Below are 14,613 nucleotides of genomic sequence, written 5' to 3'. Positions count from 1 at the left end.
GGATTTGCAACGCAGCAGCGGCTGCGTTGCCGGGACAACCCGAAAGGCATGGCCCCAAAACGCGCCCGCTTCGCGTTGCAGTCCTTGGCAAGGCAATGGGCATTACCTGCGGACTGCGCCTTGATCGGACGCGTTTTGGAGCCATGCGTGTCCTATGAAATGATATTGAACAGGCTCTGAGTGCAACGCAATACAATAAGGAGACGCTTCAATGCGCATCAACACCATACGCAATATCTGCTTCGCCATTTGCATACTCTGCATTCTCGCCAGCCTGCTGCTGGGGATTGCCATGATCTGGGACTGGGTCAAGGACTCGGACTTCATCCACAAAAGCTTCATGACACTGGGAGCATTGTTTGTGGCATCGCTGCTGACCCTGTCGGTAGCGAAAAAACTGGGCGTCGGCAACGACTAAACGCCGGCCTTGACCCCTTCTTCACGCCCTGCGGCTTCGGTGAGCACGGCCACGTTATCCTTGGTGAAGAAACCCTGGAAATCACCAAAGCGCTGCACATACTCCACAATCAAGGACGAATGTTCGGAAGCGTTGGAGAATATCTGCTTCAAGCCTTCTTCGCGCGAGCCGATCACGTCCAGCAGGAACCCCTGGCCCTGCGAGGCAATCGCATTGACCGCGAACTCGATATGCTCCAGCCCGCCCCGCTCGCCATCCCTGACGGCAATGGCAATGTGGTGCAAGCGCGGCCCGTAGTTGCGCACAAAAGTCTCGGTGGGCGAAGGCAGTTTCTCAAGGTGATTCACAAAATAAGGCGTATTGTTGGCAGTGAACACCTTGGCCGGGCTCTTGGACTCCGGCAAGCCGTGTGCGCTTTTGGTGACGTTGGTCGAGGAATTCTGGTCAAAGATGTTGTAAGCGCCCCAAAAGTAATAACTGGACCAGGACAGGTATTCCAGAATCGCAACTTCGCGGTTTTGACTATACACACGGGTTGCCAGGTGATCGATTGGCAACAATAAGTCACTGATCTGCAATTTCTCCTGTAAGCCTTTGGCTGCCTCATATACCAGCTGTATTTCCGGGTCGATACGACTCATCCCGAGTGCGTATACACGCATTTCATCAGGCTTGCGTTCGAGATATGCCACGATATTGTGGGTGTAGGGCGAGGGCTTGCTCACGGCCAAATTGCCGGGCAATTCCAGTTTGCGCAGCTCATCCTGGCTAAAGAAGCGGAATTCACGCGACTGCTGCAACTTGACTACATCATGCAGGCTATCCACACGGATGATTTCCCCCATGTAACGGCTATTCGGCTTTTTCGCGCCCACCGGGTAAATTTCGTTGAGGCTGCGGAAAATACCGCGTAGGTTGGGATCCTTCACTTCGCGGATCAGGATATCCGGCGAATCCAGGTCAATTCGCAAAACATGCGTCCAGTGCGATTCGCTCTCCAGCGTCACCAGGTAGTGATATGACGTCATGAAGCACAGCTCTCCGACATACTTGGCAGAATGCCCGGGATCAACCGTGATCATTAGCGCGTCTATCTCGTGCACCATGCCCGTCAGACCCACTGCATCGCGCTCTTCCAGCAGCTTGACGAGATATTCCTCGAAAAACGGCGAGTTTTCCTTATCCCCATAGCGGGGAAACTGCAGTGAACTCATGCCTTCTCCTTACATGACAACCACTTACAAGACTTTACTTTAGAGCGAGTTCCTCGCTCACGTTTTCATTTTAGCGCCCAAACATGAGCGGTTCAGAAAGCATAGCTGGCAAGGCGCAAACACGCAGACAGTACACTAAGTACGGCAAGTGGTTGCAACGCCGCCAGCTATGCTTTCTGAACCGCGATCATTGTTGGGATTGGAGTTGGTCGACGTGTACACCCACCGTCATCGTCTCCAACCCGCCCCCCACCCGCATTCCGCTCACAGGGCATGCATCACGGTAATCCAGCCCTGTTGCAAGCCGTATATGCACGCCATTGGTGCGGCAACGGTTGGAGATATCAAAACTCGCCCAACCTGACGGCAACCAGGCATCAGCCCAGGCATGGCTTTCCATCAAGCTGCCATCATCCGTGAACAGGTATCCGCTCACATAGCGTGCGGGAATGCCGAGATACCGGCAGCAGGCAATAAAGATATGGGCATGGTCCTGGCACACGCCATGACCGCTACGGAATGCTTCTGCCGCCGTGGTATCGACACTAGTGATGCCACGGTTATAAGGCACTTGCTCCACGATCGCATGCACCATGTCATCCAGTGCCTGCCCACCGAAATGCTTTAGCGGAAACTGACTGGCAAACTTGCGCAGGGCTTCGTCAGTATCCGTCAAGGAAGTGGCACGCAAATAAATCTCGCGTGGCAAGATGTCGTGGGCAGGCGGGGTGTCCAATCCGGTTTCCACTTCCCCAGTCGCCAGTATGTTGATCTCCTCGTGCGGGGTATCCAGCACCAGAAGATGGGCGGCATTGCCATAAGCATCATCGTGGCGCTGCAGATGACCATTCACACGGATTTCCCAACGCCTGACGCGCTGCCCGAAGCCGTCCTGTGGCGTCAGGCGCAGCTGCTGGATGGTGTAGTTGACGATATCCGTATAAAGGTAATGGGTACGGTGATTAATAGTGAGCTGCATGGTTGTAGACTCCGGTCATTCAAGCTCTATACATGGCTCGGCGCATTCAAAAAGGTACGCTGGATCTCGGCGCCGAGATTGTGGTTGGAAAAAATGAAATCCTCTAGGAATTCGTGCAGGCCCTCCTGGAAAATGTCGTTCATGCGACCATAGCGGAAACGCGCGTGCAGCTCCCCGGCGAGACGGCGGCATTCACTGCTATGCCGGCCGCTCAACTGGTCAAGAATCGGGGTAATCTCAGAAAAACAGGCATGCAATGAGCGCGGCATGTCTTCACGCAGCACCAGCAACTCTGCGACTTTCCAGGGTTCTATCGCATCGCTGAATACTTTCTGGTAGGCTTGGAATGCCGATACGGCACGCAATATCGCGCTCCACTCGTAATAATCCACCGCGCCGCCGACCTCTTCGCCGCCGGGCAATAGCAAGTGATATTTGACATCCAGCAAGCGCGCCGTGTTGTCAGCCCGCTCAATAAACGTCCCCAGACGCAGGAAACGGAACGCATCGTCGCGCAGCATGGTGCCGAAGCTTACGCCACGGAACAGGTGCGACCGCGATTTCACCCAGTCGCAGAACTCGCCCAGCCCTTTCTGCATCAGGTCCAGACCGAGGAACTGCCCAAACTCCAGCCACAAGGCATTGATGTTTTCCCAGGTTTCGGCAGAAAGCGTCACGCGCACCGAGCGTGCATTTTCGCGTGCACTGCGCAATGCAGAATAGACACTGGAAGGATTTTGCGTGTCCATCGCCATAAAGCGCACTACGCCAGAAGCGGTAATTTCCCCATAGTCGCGACGATAAGCCTCGATGCCGCCTGCAATCTGCAAGGCAGGCTCCCAGAGGTCAGACTCGGTTTGCGCGGCATTGGGCACCAGCGACATGTTGTAGGTCACATCCAGTACGCGTGCGATGTTTTCGGCACGTTCAATATAACGCGCCATCCAGTACAAATGATCTGCGGTTCTACTTAACATGGCATCAATCTTTCAAAATCCAGGTGTCCTTGGTGCCGCCACCTTGCGAGGAATTCACCACCAGGGAGCCTTCACGCAAGGCTACGCGGCACAGTGCTCCAGGCACCAAGCTCACCGTTTTCCCCGACAGAACAAACGGCCTGAGGTCCACATGCCGGGGGGCAATGCCTTTTTCCACCAGCGTCGGGCAGGTCGACAACGCCAGGGTCGGCTGGGCAATATAGTTGGCCGGATTGGCCAGGATACGCTGACGGAACTCCTCAAGCTCATGCTTGCTGGCTGCTGGCCCCACCAACATGCCATAACCGCCCGACCCCTGCACTTCTTTCACTACCAGCTCAGCCAAGTGAGCCAATACGTATTTAAGATCATCCTCCTTACTAAGCTGGTAGGTCGGCACATTGGAAAGGATAGGTTCCTCGCCCAGGTAGAAGCGGATCATTTCTGGGACGTAGATATAGGTGTCCTTGTCGTCCGCCACACCGGTGCCCACCGCATTGGCCAAAGTCACGCCACCATTGCGGTAGACCGAAAGCAAGCCGGGGACGCCTAGCATGCTGTCCGGACGGAAGCTCAGGGGATCAATGAAGTCGTCGTCAATGCGGCGATAAATCACATCCACGCGCTTCGGCCCTTCGGTAGTGCGCATGTAAACAGCATTGTTTCTGACAAACAGGTCCTGCCCTTCGACCAGCTCTATCCCCATTTGCTGAGCAATGAAGGCATGCTCGAAGTAGGCACTGTTGTAGGCGCCAGGCGTCAGCAACACGACCGTGGGTTCATGCACGCCGGCTTGTGCTACAGCACGCAGGTTGTTCAGCAGCACTTGCGGATAGTGCTCGACCGGCGCAATCGGATAGCGACGGAATAACTCAGGGAACAACCGCATCATCATCTTGCGGTTTTCCAGCATGTAAGAAACACCGGAAGGCGTACGCAGGTTATCTTCCAGCACGTAGAAGTCATTTTCGCCAGTACGCACTAGGTCAACACCGGCAATGTGGGCATAAATGCCCTTGGGCACATCCACGCCGAACATCTCGGGCCGGTACTGGGAGTTGGACAATATTGTCGAAGGCACGATGCCTGCCTTGATAATCTCCTGATCATGATAGATGTCATGCAGGAACAGATTCAGCGCCTTGACGCGCTGGATCGCCCCATCTGACAGGCGTGACCACTCGCTGGCAGAGAGGATGCGCGGCACGACATCGAACGGGATCAGGCGTTCGGCGCCAGCGTCCTCGCCATAGACATTGAAAGTAATCCCCACCCGACGGAACAACAGTTCAGCTTCCTGGCGTTTGCTCTCTAGCTGCTGGTGCGGCACGCCCTCCAGCCAGGAAGCATATTCGGCATAAATCGGCCGAATCGCCTCATCTTGCAGGTACATCTCATCAAAAAGTTTCTTAACTGCAGTATCCATGCAATTACTCTCGCAAGGGTCATGCCAAGTAAAAAATCATTGATATTCAGTCCATTAACAATGGATGAATAGGCAAGAGACTAGAACTGCACCAAAATAGTGCACCCAACCTGGGCAGTATTGGTGCGCGGCCCAAACCAGAAAGCGACGTAGAACGGGCGCATTTTAGGACTATGCCCTTCGGGTTGCGCCTTGCATCTACTACCATGACAGGGCAACATACTCCCTGAAATGATCATAAACAGGCGCTTAATCCTTGCCTGAGCGCCAGATGGAAATCATCAGCAAGATACCAATGACAAAGGCGAGGAAAAAGCCCAAGAAGCCAAATGCAGGAAGGCCAAACAGTTCCGGACCACCGCGTACCGTCATGACAATGGAGGACCCAATAATCAGCGAGGCTGTAATCAACGCCATGGTGAGGCGATTGGTGCTATGGTCAAGCTGGTGGCCAAAATGATCCAGGCGCTTCAAGTCCAGGTTGAGTTTAAGCCTGCCACGCCCGGCTTCTTTCAATACCTGGGACACGTCGCCAGGCAAATCACCCATGGCACCAATGGTCTTGCTGAGACCGCGTGTTCCCTTGCGCCAGAGCGTGCGCGGCATATAGCGATCGATGATGATCTTTTTGACAAAGGGCGTGAGGTGACTGATGATCTGAAAGTCCGGGTCAAGCTGGCGCCCTAAGCCTTCCAGGGTAATCAACGCCTTGAACAGCATGGTAAGGTCTGGCGGCACCGATAAATGGTTCTCGCGCATGATGGTGGTCAGGTCGTTGAGCAGGATGCCAAAACTGATGTGCTTGAGCGGGGCATTGTCATAGGTGCAGATAAACTCATCCACATCGGCGCTGAGCTTGTCTTCATCCACCACCACATTGCCTGCCCAGGTAATCAGGATGTCACGCAGGGTATCAATGTCACGCGCCACCAACGCGGCAAGCAGATCGGCAATCTCGTTTCGCCGGTCGATGCTGATACGCCCCACCATGCCGCAGTCGATCACGGCGATCCTGTTTTCCGGCAGGAAGAAAATATTGCCCGGATGCGGGTCGGCATGGAAAAAGCCGTCGATCAGCACCATTTTCATGACGGCATCGGCCCCGCGCGCTGCCAGCAGGGGCAAATCCATGCCGGCCTCGCGGGCTTCTTGCAGGCTATTGCCGGGAATGCCGTTGATCTGTTCCATCACCAGCACACCTTCGCTGGTGTAGTCCCAGTAGATTTTCGCAAAACTGGTGGTTTTGTCATTGAGGAAGTTACGGGCAAAACGCTCGGTATTGCGCCCTTCCAGCGCAAGGTCCAGCTCGCGCTTCAATGACTTGGAAAACTGGTCGACGATCTCCATCGGGTTGAAACGCCGCGCTTCTTCCACTTCCGCTTCAACCAAGCGTGCCAGATGATGTAAAAGACGCAAATCCGCATCGATACGCTCTTGTATTCCGGGACGGCGCAATTTCAGGATAACTGGCGTACCATCCTGCAGCTTGGCCTGGTACACCTGGGCAATCGAGGCACCTGCCACGGGTTCGGTATCAAAATCACGAAACACTTCAAAAGGCGACTTGCCCAGCGCCTCCTGCAAGCCGGGCAGCATTTCTTCAAATGGCACCGGCGGCACTTGGTCTTGGAGCTTGGAAAGCTCAGTGATCCAGTTAGGCGGGAAAATATCCGGGCGCGTTGCTAATACTTGGCCCATCTTGACAAAAGTCGGTCCCAGCTCTTGCAATGCCATGCGCGCGCGCACTTCAGAAGGCAATTGCATGATCTCGCGAGAGGCTTCAGTGTTGAGCGCATTGCCTGCGCGGCGCAGCCAGCTACGCTTGCCCAAACGTTCAGCGATATCTCCCCAGCCGTAATACATGAGAATGCGGGCAATCGCACGCACACGCTTGAAATCACGCATTACCGAAATTGTTTCACGCAGCATAATCTTCCCGGGAAAAATCTGGTTAGTTTTGTTCGTCCTGATCCAGGCGCTTGGCACGCTGTTCAATACGGGCGGCAACCTCCATGAGCTTGTGGCTGGCAGCATGCGCTACCTTTGAGCCTACATGCTTGACTGCCTGCTTGCCCGCACGCTTCAGGCGGCTACCGGTACCATGAATCCTTCTGGCAATGGATTCCGCCATCAGGCGCGCGCGCTCACGCGAACCCAACTTCAAATGCCGGGCATATTCCGCCAGGGTTTGTTCCATTTCTTCAGGACTCAGGTGATGCAACATCTCTCGCCTTCTTGCATCCTCAAGATCCGTCTTTAGTTTTTGCATCAGTGGATAAGTGCTTGGGTTCATGATGGCATGCCCTATTCCAGCGTTGATAGAGTCATTCTACACCATGCAAATGATGGTTCCGCTCCTTCTTGGCAAGACAGGTTTCATGGCACTTCAGTTTCAGCAAAACTAAAGAATTGGTTTACACAACCGAAAACAAACTAATAAAATCGGAAAAATAATGAGATTACCTGCCATTTTGACCACACTACTGCTGTTGAATAGCCCCCATGCATATGCTGGGGAGATTAGCCATGCACGGCAATTTCAGCAAGAAAATGTGGAAACTGGCAGCCACTGGGCAGATACGGCGCACGAGGTACTCATTAACGCCCTGAGCCTGACCGGAATCAAATACAACTACGGCGGCAAGTCTCCGGAAACCGGCTTTGATTGCAGTGGTTTTGTCCGCTACGTTTTCCAGCAATCCGCCAGCATGACCCTGCCGCATGGTGCCAAGGCCATCAGCCAGATCGGACAACCGGTGTCACAGGAACAGTTACAACCGGGGGACCTTGTATTCTTCAACACGCTGAAATCCGCTTTCTCGCACGTTGGGATTTACCTGGGCAACCAGAAGTTCATCCATGCTCCCAGCTCCGGCAGCGGTGTACAGGTGGTCGACATGTCAGAGAATTACTGGGCCAAACGCTTCAACGGTGCCCGCCGTATAGAAAGCAACCGTTAAGCTTGCAATAATCGCCTAAGCCAGGGCGGTATCCAGCATCATCATCAGCACAAAGCCGACGATCAGCCCGCTGGTGGCAAATACCTCATGACCCTTGCGATGGGATTCGGGAATAATTTCGTGGCTGACGACAAACAACATCGCTCCTGCAGCAACGCCCAGCCCCCACGGCAGCAAAGCCGCAGAAGAACTGACAATCGCAGCGCCAAGCACTGCGCCGACAGGCTCAACCAAGCCACTCGCCATACCGATGATAATCGCCGTCCGGCGTGAATAACCAACGACAGCCAACGCCATCGCGACAACAAAACCCTCAGGAATATCCTGAATAGCAATACCGGTTGCCAATGCGCTACCGCTCACCACGTCGCCTCCGGCAAAACCAACGCCTATTGCCAACCCCTCAGGCACGTTATGCAAGGCAATGGCAAAGACAAACAACCAGGTACGTTTCAGCGCAACGGTATTTTCGCGCTCGATTCCCTTGATGAAATGCTCATGCGGCACCCAGCGCTCCAGCGCCAGTAATAATGCCGCTCCAATCACGATGCTGATGCCCACCATGGAAGCTGCACCCCAAGGACTCGCACCCTGCGCTTGCGCGGCATCTATGCCCGGAACAATCAAAGAAAAAGCACTGGCAGCGAGCATGACGCCCGCCCCAAAGCCAAACAGCGTATCCATGATACGGTCCGGCAACTGCTTCCAAAACAATACTGGCAACGTCCCTGCGGCTGTTGCCAATGCTGCTGCTGAACCTCCCCAAAAAGCATCGCGTACCTGGGGTACGCCCCAGGCCGCCTGCCCCCAGTCACCTAATAGCTGTACAAGCAAAAGAATGACGCCCAGACCAGCCAGGGCAATCGCCCATAGCCATATCTTTTGCCGGCTGTTAGCGATCATGAAGGGGAAGTTCATGCAAAGTTCCAGTACTTATTAGGACAAAGCTGCCTGATAGCGACGTGCAACTTCATCCCAATTGACGACATTGTAAAATGCGCCAATATATTCCGGACGACGGTTCTGGTAACGCAGGTAATAGGCATGTTCCCATACATCCAGCCCAAGGACGGGCGTATTGCCATGCGAAAGCGGACTATCCTGGTTGCCAGTGCTTTCCACGATCAGTTTTTTCTCAGGTGTCACAGACAACCAAGCCCAACCACTGCCGAAACGTGTCAGCGCGGCTTTGGTAAAGGCTTCCTTGAATACATCAAAACCTCCAATGTCGGCTTTGATGGCATCCGCTAAAGCACCAGTAGGCTCGCCACCACCGTTCGGGGACAGCACCTTCCAGAACAGGCTGTGATTGGCATGACCGCCGCCATTATTACGCACCGGACCGCGCAGGTTTTCTGGCAGGCTATCGAGCTTTGCCACCAGCGCCTCTACCGGCTCATCAGCAAAAGGGGTGCCCTCCAATGCAGCATTGACGTTATTGATATAGGTCTGGTGATGCTTGGTGTGGTGGATTTCCATGGTCTGGGCATCAATGTGCGGCTCAAGCGCCGTGTATGCATAATCGAGGGGGGGTAGTGTATACGCCATTATTTCACTCCTTAGAATTTTGAATGGAAAGAGAAATTGAATTTAGCTGTCGCAGTAAATTCGCACAAGCTATCTTATGCTTTTTCGGACAGAAAATCTCTCTGGGATTGAGGATCTAGTGTAGCGGCTGCTTTTGCAGCGTGCAGAACTCGCCGCAAATACGCAAGGTTCTGGCCACTAAAGGATGTTGACTATAAAGATGGCTAAAGTTCACTAACTCTTTATAAGTACGGCGACCATGGCGCTGTGCTGCCTCACGCAATGCACAACTCATGTCAGGATCAGAACAGATGCGCGACAGGCATTGATGCGCTTCACACAATCGGCAGGCCGCAGTGTTGATATCTCCCTGGCGGGCATAGACATTGGCAAGATTATGGTAAGAAACGACGTAGGCAGCAAACACAGTATCGATCGACAACACAGCCAGCTCATCCGTATGCACGCACTCCCTGAGCAGGGACTTGGCTTGGTCAAGCGCAGCCTGATATTGCTTTAGTGCAAGCTGATCCTGCTTTTGTGAATATGCCTGATTGCCCTGGCGGATGGTATTTTCCCAAGCCGAGATCATATTTTCAGGTGCATCGACAGATGCGTGAGGCATAGGGTTGTGATGCCTGACTGGACTCATTTACGTTATTTCGCCATTAGGAATAACAATGAGAAGAATTATTATTTATTTACAAAAACAACACAACTCCCTCATGGCAAAAATCTGGAAACCCAATTGCATTGAGCACAACAGAAAACCAACAAGGCGTTAACTCGCTTGCAGCATCTGCCTGGAAAACAATTGCCCCTGCACGCAATCGACTCCCATTCTCCGCGCCCAATCCAGGGCTGCGCAAGTATCCACATCCGTCATTACCGTCTGCACCCCGATTTTGCGCGCCGCGCTCACCAGCCAATCCACCACGGCCTGTGATGCCTTGGCATCAAGGTCTCTCAAGGCACGACTGCTGAACTTCACTATCGCAGCATCCAGAAATGCGCTCAGGGAAAACATGCCCCAGCAAACCCCGGTATCTTCCAGCGCAACAGACGTTCCGGATTGCTGCAGCAAATCCATCATGTGTTGGGAGCGACAGGCATCATGCGCATTGTGATTCTGGACAATATTGATGACAATCTCGCGTTCGGACCAGGCATGCTGCTTGAACAAGACCAGAAAAGGATTCTCCGGAGTATCGCCACCGGCAAAAAAGCTATCCATGTCGAGGTCCAGCATCAGCCAACCCTCGCCCGGGAACTCGGTAATTTGCAGCTTCTTCAACTCCAGCTCCAGATGAAACAGCAACAAGGGATTCTTGCGCAAACTCATCTGCAATTTGCCGGCATTGAGCGGACGGCCATTCCACGCCCAGAAACGGGCGTGGGCCTCGTAGCCCAGCATTTCCGTTGACTGCACATCCACAATAGGCTGGTAATAAGTGCCAAACTGCCGTGCCATGATCACATCGAGCAGCTCATTGGGCATCATGTCACGCGGCTCAATCTCATGATCAAGCAGCAACGCGCCCATTTCTGATTGATTAAACGCATTCATTTTGATGAACCTTCCACAAAATCCCTGTCAGGAAACATCATAAATGAGAACAATTTACATTTAAAGAGTTATTTCCAACTATTTTAGTCGGATATTATTTCATCCCTACCGATAGCGCTTCCATAAGCGCCTGTTTACGATCTTTTCATAGGGTGCCAGCAGCTATTTTCGATCGCTATGTCCGAGGTCACGTCCAGGATCAATGCGGTCGCGCACCAACTGCTTCAATTCCTTGGATTCAGGAAAGCGTCCCTGCGCCTTGCGGGAGAATAAAAGCTCGCCGTTCAGCCTGACTTCAAAAATACCTCCAGTGCCTGGAACCAGACTGACACGTCCAATGTCTGATTCAAACGTTGTGAGCAGCTCCTGCGCCATCCAGGCTGCCCGCAACAGCCAGCGGCACTGCGTGCAGTATTCGATTTCCAGTTCCGGTAACTTGGTCACACCCATTTCCAAAGGCTCCATGTGTAAAATTAAAGAAATTAGCGCTCAAGAGATTGAAAAGCAAAAAATGACTGTGCGATACTCTGCAACGCTTTGCAATGACAAGATAAATAGCGGAAAATGAGCTAATTGTTCTCCTATCTTCACATGCACTGCCTTTAACATTCAACCATCCTGGTTTATCCATTGAGGACTTGTTTTACATGCGCAAACTTAAAAAGATCGGCTTGATTGTCGCAGGCCCACTCCTTGGGGTCATGCTGAGCTTGAGCTATTCCGCCATTGCTGACAAGGAAACCAAGCCGCAATTGCCGCTGGATGACCTGCGCACATTTGCCGAGGTGTTTGGCAAGATCAAGAGCGACTATGTTGAACCTGTTGAAGACAAAAAGCTGCTGACTGAAGCCATCAACGGCATGCTTTCCGGCCTCGATCCCCACTCGGCCTACCTTGACGCCGACGCCTTCAAGGACTTGCAGGCAGGCACCCAGGGCGAATTTGGCGGTCTGGGTATTGAAGTCGGGATGGAAGACGGCTTCGTCAAAGTGGTCGCCCCGATCGAAGATACCCCTGCCTACAAGGCCGGCCTCAAAAGCGGCGACCTGATCATGAAGCTGGACGACACCCCGGTCAAGGGCCTGTCTCTCACCGATGCCGTAAAGCGCATGCGCGGCAAGCCAGACACCAAGATCACCCTGACCGTGTTGCGCAAGGGTGAAACCAAGCCACTGACCTTCGTACTCACGCGCGCCATCATCAAGACCCAGAGCGTCAAGTTCAAGCTGACAGAACCTGGTTATGCCTATATCCGCGTGACACAGTTCCAGGATCACACTGGTGAAGACCTTGCCAAGGCCCTGAAAACCCTGCGCGAAGAAAACAAGGAAACCTTCAAGGGCCTGATCCTTGACCTGCGCAACAACCCAGGCGGGTTGCTGAATGCAGGCGTGGGCGTATCCGCTGCCTTCCTGCCCAAGGGCGAACTCGTGGTGTATACCGAAGGCCGTGGTGAAGAAGCCAAGATGCGCCTGACCGCCAACCCAGAAAATTACGTCCGTGGCGGCGCGCGTGCAGACTATCTGCGCGACCTGCCGGCAGACCTCAAGACGCTGCCTATCGTCGTGCTGGTCAATGGCGGTTCTGCCTCCGCGTCGGAGATCGTTGCCGGAGCATTGCAAGACCACAAGCGCGCCATCATCATGGGTACACAGACCTTCGGCAAGGGCTCGGTTCAAACCATCCTGCCGATGAACAATGGCTCAGCCATCAAGCTAACGACTGCCCGTTACTTCACTCCCAAGGGACGCTCCATCCAGGCCAAGGGCATTGTGCCGGATATCATCGTGGAAGAAGCCACCGTGAATTCGCAGGAACATGCCGCCATGCTGCGCGAAGCCGACCTGACCCGCCACCTGAGCAACCCCGCAGAAGCGGAAGAAGCGCCTGTCGTGCAACCGCCTGCTCCTGAGCAAGAAAAAAAGGATGACAAGCCGGAAGAAGCGCCTGCTGCACCCGACAGCAACGAGCAGAAAGACAAGCCAGCAGCCCCAAGTGGCCCGATTGAGCCAGGCTCGAAAATCGATTACCAGTTCAACCAGGCACTCAACCTGTTGAAGGGCATCCAGATCCTGCAACGCAAATAAATCAAAACGGGCCGCCCAAAGTATCATCGGGTGGCCCTGTTGTTTCCCCTGCCACCTTGCCTGCACCCACCATGCTAGACCGCCTGATCATTGAGTTTGACAAAAGCCTGCGCACCTTGCTGGCCACCCCCGCAAGCCAGCGGCCGCATCCAGGCCAGGCATTGCCTGAGACACTGACAGAAAAGCAGGAAAAACGTTATGCAGCAGCCCTGATGCGTGTCAACCACACGGGTGAAGTATGTGCCCAGGCGCTTTACAGCGGCCAGGCCATTACCGCCCGTGATCCGGAAACCATTGCGACACTGCAACGTGCCGCACAAGAAGAAACCGAGCACCTGGCATGGTGCGAGAAGCGTATCAAGGATCTAGGCAGCCATACAAGCCTGCTCAACCCCGTGTTTTATGGCGGCTCCTTCGGGCTGGGCCTGCTGGCTGGCACATTGGGTGACCGCTGGAACCTGGGATTTGTGGCAGAAACCGAGCGCCAGGTCGGCAACCATCTTGCCCGCCACCTTGAAATCCTGCCCGCCCACGATCAGAAAAGCCGGGCGATTGTGAGCCAGATGCAAGCAGATGAAGCCGCGCATGCACACCACGCCATCTCCCACGGGGCTGCCGAGCTGCCCTTTCCGGTTAAAGTAGGCATGCGCATTCTTTCAAACATCATGACAACGACAACTTACCACCTATGACAACATTCAGCGAAATCCTGGCTGGCCTTGAACCCAGCGACCACATCGAAAAAATAGAATTGCTGGACAGCAACGGCAACCTCGCCGGCCAGATCGAGAACAAGCCCGGCAGCCAGGGCTCGGTAAAGGTCTACCAACACCTGTACAAGAAATACGGCAGCATCAACGTAGCGGCTGCGCAGGAGGGGCTTACCATCTATGCGGAACATACCGCGGATGCCGAAGCCAATCCCGGCAAGCACCCGAATATTGACCGACTATTCGCTATCATCAAGCACAACAGCCCGCTCAGTGTCCGCATTGCTCAGTAGCTATCCTGGCTGAAGAGCTAAATAAAAAGCCCTGCAATGCAGGGCTTTTTATTTGATTTGGAATTACACATGTCCGGAAATCGGCGGATGGTAAATGATCTGAACATGCGTCCCGGCCGGGTCGGCACAATAAAAACTGCGCGCACCATCCCGGTGGGTTTTGGGTGGCATCAGGATTTTCACACCATTGGCAACAAAGTGGGCATGCCATTCATCTACGAGATCAGGCTCACTGATGATAAAGCCAATATGATCCAGTCGCTGCTTCTCTGCCAGGACCTCGTTGCTGCGATGCAGGGCAAGGTTGTCGTTGCCTGAAGTCAGGTAATAGTTGTCTGGATCAGGCTGCCACTCGACCTGCATACCGAGCAAGTCGACATAGAAATACAGGCAGGCTTCAATGTCCTGCACAAACAGGGCGACATGGCGCAGCCCGCGCATACCTTGCGGACAGC

At 53.9% G+C, this 14,613-nt stretch carries 17 protein-coding genes; 5 read left to right on the top strand and 12 right to left on the bottom strand.

Features of this window, described 5'->3' with window-relative positions:
* The first annotated feature begins 211 nt into the window (after nucleotides 1-211).
* Nucleotides 212-418 carry a hypothetical protein gene (locus LG198_RS10525; protein ID WP_230343141.1) on the top strand — a complete coding sequence of 69 codons (207 nt, stop codon included), beginning with the start codon at nucleotides 212-214 and terminating at the stop codon, nucleotides 416-418.
* On the opposite strand, the gene LG198_RS10520 is transcribed toward LG198_RS10525, so the two are convergent.
* The 6 genes from LG198_RS10520 to LG198_RS10495 all read right to left on the bottom strand — a co-directional run bounded on the left by LG198_RS10520 (nucleotide 415) and on the right by LG198_RS10495 (nucleotide 7,307).
* Nucleotides 415-1,632 carry a hypothetical protein gene (locus LG198_RS10520; protein ID WP_230343140.1) on the bottom strand — a complete coding sequence of 406 codons (1,218 nt, stop codon included), beginning with the start codon at nucleotides 1,630-1,632 and terminating at the stop codon, nucleotides 415-417. The genes LG198_RS10525 and LG198_RS10520 overlap by 4 nt on opposite strands.
* Before the next feature lie 187 nt (nucleotides 1,633-1,819).
* Nucleotides 1,820-2,611 (bottom strand): transglutaminase family protein, encoded by a 792-nt coding sequence (locus tag LG198_RS10515; protein ID WP_230343139.1) that lies wholly within the window; start codon nucleotides 2,609-2,611, stop codon nucleotides 1,820-1,822.
* A gap of 26 nt (nucleotides 2,612-2,637) precedes the next feature.
* Nucleotides 2,638-3,588, bottom strand: a complete 951-nt coding sequence (locus LG198_RS10510; RefSeq protein WP_230343138.1) for an alpha-E domain-containing protein — start codon at nucleotides 3,586-3,588, stop codon at nucleotides 2,638-2,640.
* A 4-nt stretch (nucleotides 3,589-3,592) separates the two neighbouring features.
* Complete coding sequence (locus tag LG198_RS10505) at nucleotides 3,593-5,014, bottom strand: circularly permuted type 2 ATP-grasp protein (protein ID WP_230343137.1); 1,422 nt, start codon at nucleotides 5,012-5,014, stop codon at nucleotides 3,593-3,595.
* A gap of 249 nt (nucleotides 5,015-5,263) precedes the next feature.
* A complete protein-coding gene (locus LG198_RS10500) occupies nucleotides 5,264-6,943 on the bottom strand; it encodes an ABC1 kinase family protein (RefSeq protein ID WP_230343136.1) in 1,680 nt (559 codons plus the stop codon).
* A gap of 22 nt (nucleotides 6,944-6,965) precedes the next feature.
* Nucleotides 6,966-7,307: a class I SAM-dependent methyltransferase gene (locus LG198_RS10495; RefSeq protein ID WP_230343135.1), complete on the bottom strand. Its 342-nt coding sequence runs from the start codon at nucleotides 7,305-7,307 to the stop codon at nucleotides 6,966-6,968.
* Nucleotides 7,308-7,467: 160 nt separating this feature from the next.
* On the opposite strand from LG198_RS10495, the gene LG198_RS10490 reads away from it, so the two are divergent.
* Complete coding sequence (locus tag LG198_RS10490) at nucleotides 7,468-7,974, top strand: C40 family peptidase (protein ID WP_230343134.1); 507 nt, start codon at nucleotides 7,468-7,470, stop codon at nucleotides 7,972-7,974.
* A 15-nt stretch (nucleotides 7,975-7,989) separates the two neighbouring features.
* Here LG198_RS10490 and LG198_RS10485 read toward each other — a convergent pair whose 3' ends face one another.
* From LG198_RS10485 to LG198_RS10465, 5 genes are all read right to left on the bottom strand, one after another.
* Nucleotides 7,990-8,892: a ZIP family metal transporter gene (locus LG198_RS10485; protein WP_230343133.1), complete on the bottom strand. Its 903-nt coding sequence runs from the start codon at nucleotides 8,890-8,892 to the stop codon at nucleotides 7,990-7,992.
* 18 nt (nucleotides 8,893-8,910) lie between these two features.
* A complete protein-coding gene (locus LG198_RS10480) occupies nucleotides 8,911-9,522 on the bottom strand; it encodes a superoxide dismutase (RefSeq protein WP_230343132.1) in 612 nt (203 codons plus the stop codon).
* 115 nt (nucleotides 9,523-9,637) lie between these two features.
* Nucleotides 9,638-10,126, bottom strand: coding sequence for a hypothetical protein (locus LG198_RS10475; protein WP_230343131.1), 489 nt, complete (start codon nucleotides 10,124-10,126; stop codon nucleotides 9,638-9,640).
* A 156-nt stretch (nucleotides 10,127-10,282) separates the two neighbouring features.
* Nucleotides 10,283-11,068, bottom strand: coding sequence for an EAL domain-containing protein (locus LG198_RS10470; protein ID WP_230343130.1), 786 nt, complete (start codon nucleotides 11,066-11,068; stop codon nucleotides 10,283-10,285).
* Between the two features lie 162 nt (nucleotides 11,069-11,230).
* A complete protein-coding gene (locus tag LG198_RS10465) occupies nucleotides 11,231-11,518 on the bottom strand; it encodes a SelT/SelW/SelH family protein (protein ID WP_230343129.1) in 288 nt (95 codons plus the stop codon).
* A 197-nt stretch (nucleotides 11,519-11,715) separates the two neighbouring features.
* Here LG198_RS10465 and LG198_RS10460 point away from each other — a divergent pair, with 197 nt between their 5' ends.
* The 3 genes from LG198_RS10460 to LG198_RS10450 all read left to right on the top strand — a co-directional run bounded on the left by LG198_RS10460 (nucleotide 11,716) and on the right by LG198_RS10450 (nucleotide 14,158).
* Entirely contained in the window at nucleotides 11,716-13,155 is a 1,440-nt protein-coding gene (locus LG198_RS10460) for a S41 family peptidase (protein WP_328485407.1), read from the top strand.
* Nucleotides 13,156-13,226: 71 nt separating this feature from the next.
* On the top strand, nucleotides 13,227-13,847 hold the full coding sequence (coq7, locus tag LG198_RS10455) for a 2-polyprenyl-3-methyl-6-methoxy-1,4-benzoquinone monooxygenase (RefSeq protein ID WP_230343128.1): 621 nt from the start codon (nucleotides 13,227-13,229) through the stop codon (nucleotides 13,845-13,847).
* Nucleotides 13,844-14,158 (top strand): DUF2322 family protein, encoded by a 315-nt coding sequence (locus LG198_RS10450; RefSeq protein ID WP_230343127.1) that lies wholly within the window; start codon nucleotides 13,844-13,846, stop codon nucleotides 14,156-14,158. The genes coq7 and LG198_RS10450 overlap by 4 nt, the downstream gene beginning before the upstream one ends.
* A 63-nt stretch (nucleotides 14,159-14,221) precedes the next feature.
* On the opposite strand, the gene LG198_RS10445 is transcribed toward LG198_RS10450, so the two are convergent.
* Complete coding sequence (locus LG198_RS10445) at nucleotides 14,222-14,599, bottom strand: VOC family protein (protein ID WP_230343231.1); 378 nt, start codon at nucleotides 14,597-14,599, stop codon at nucleotides 14,222-14,224.
* Between the last annotated feature and the right edge of the window lie 14 nt (nucleotides 14,600-14,613).

The sequence above is a fragment of the Methylobacillus arboreus genome, from assembly GCF_020532725.1.
Classification (GTDB): domain Bacteria; phylum Pseudomonadota; class Gammaproteobacteria; order Burkholderiales; family Methylophilaceae; genus Methylobacillus; species Methylobacillus arboreus.
This window is presented reverse-complemented; position numbering and strand designations above follow the sequence as displayed.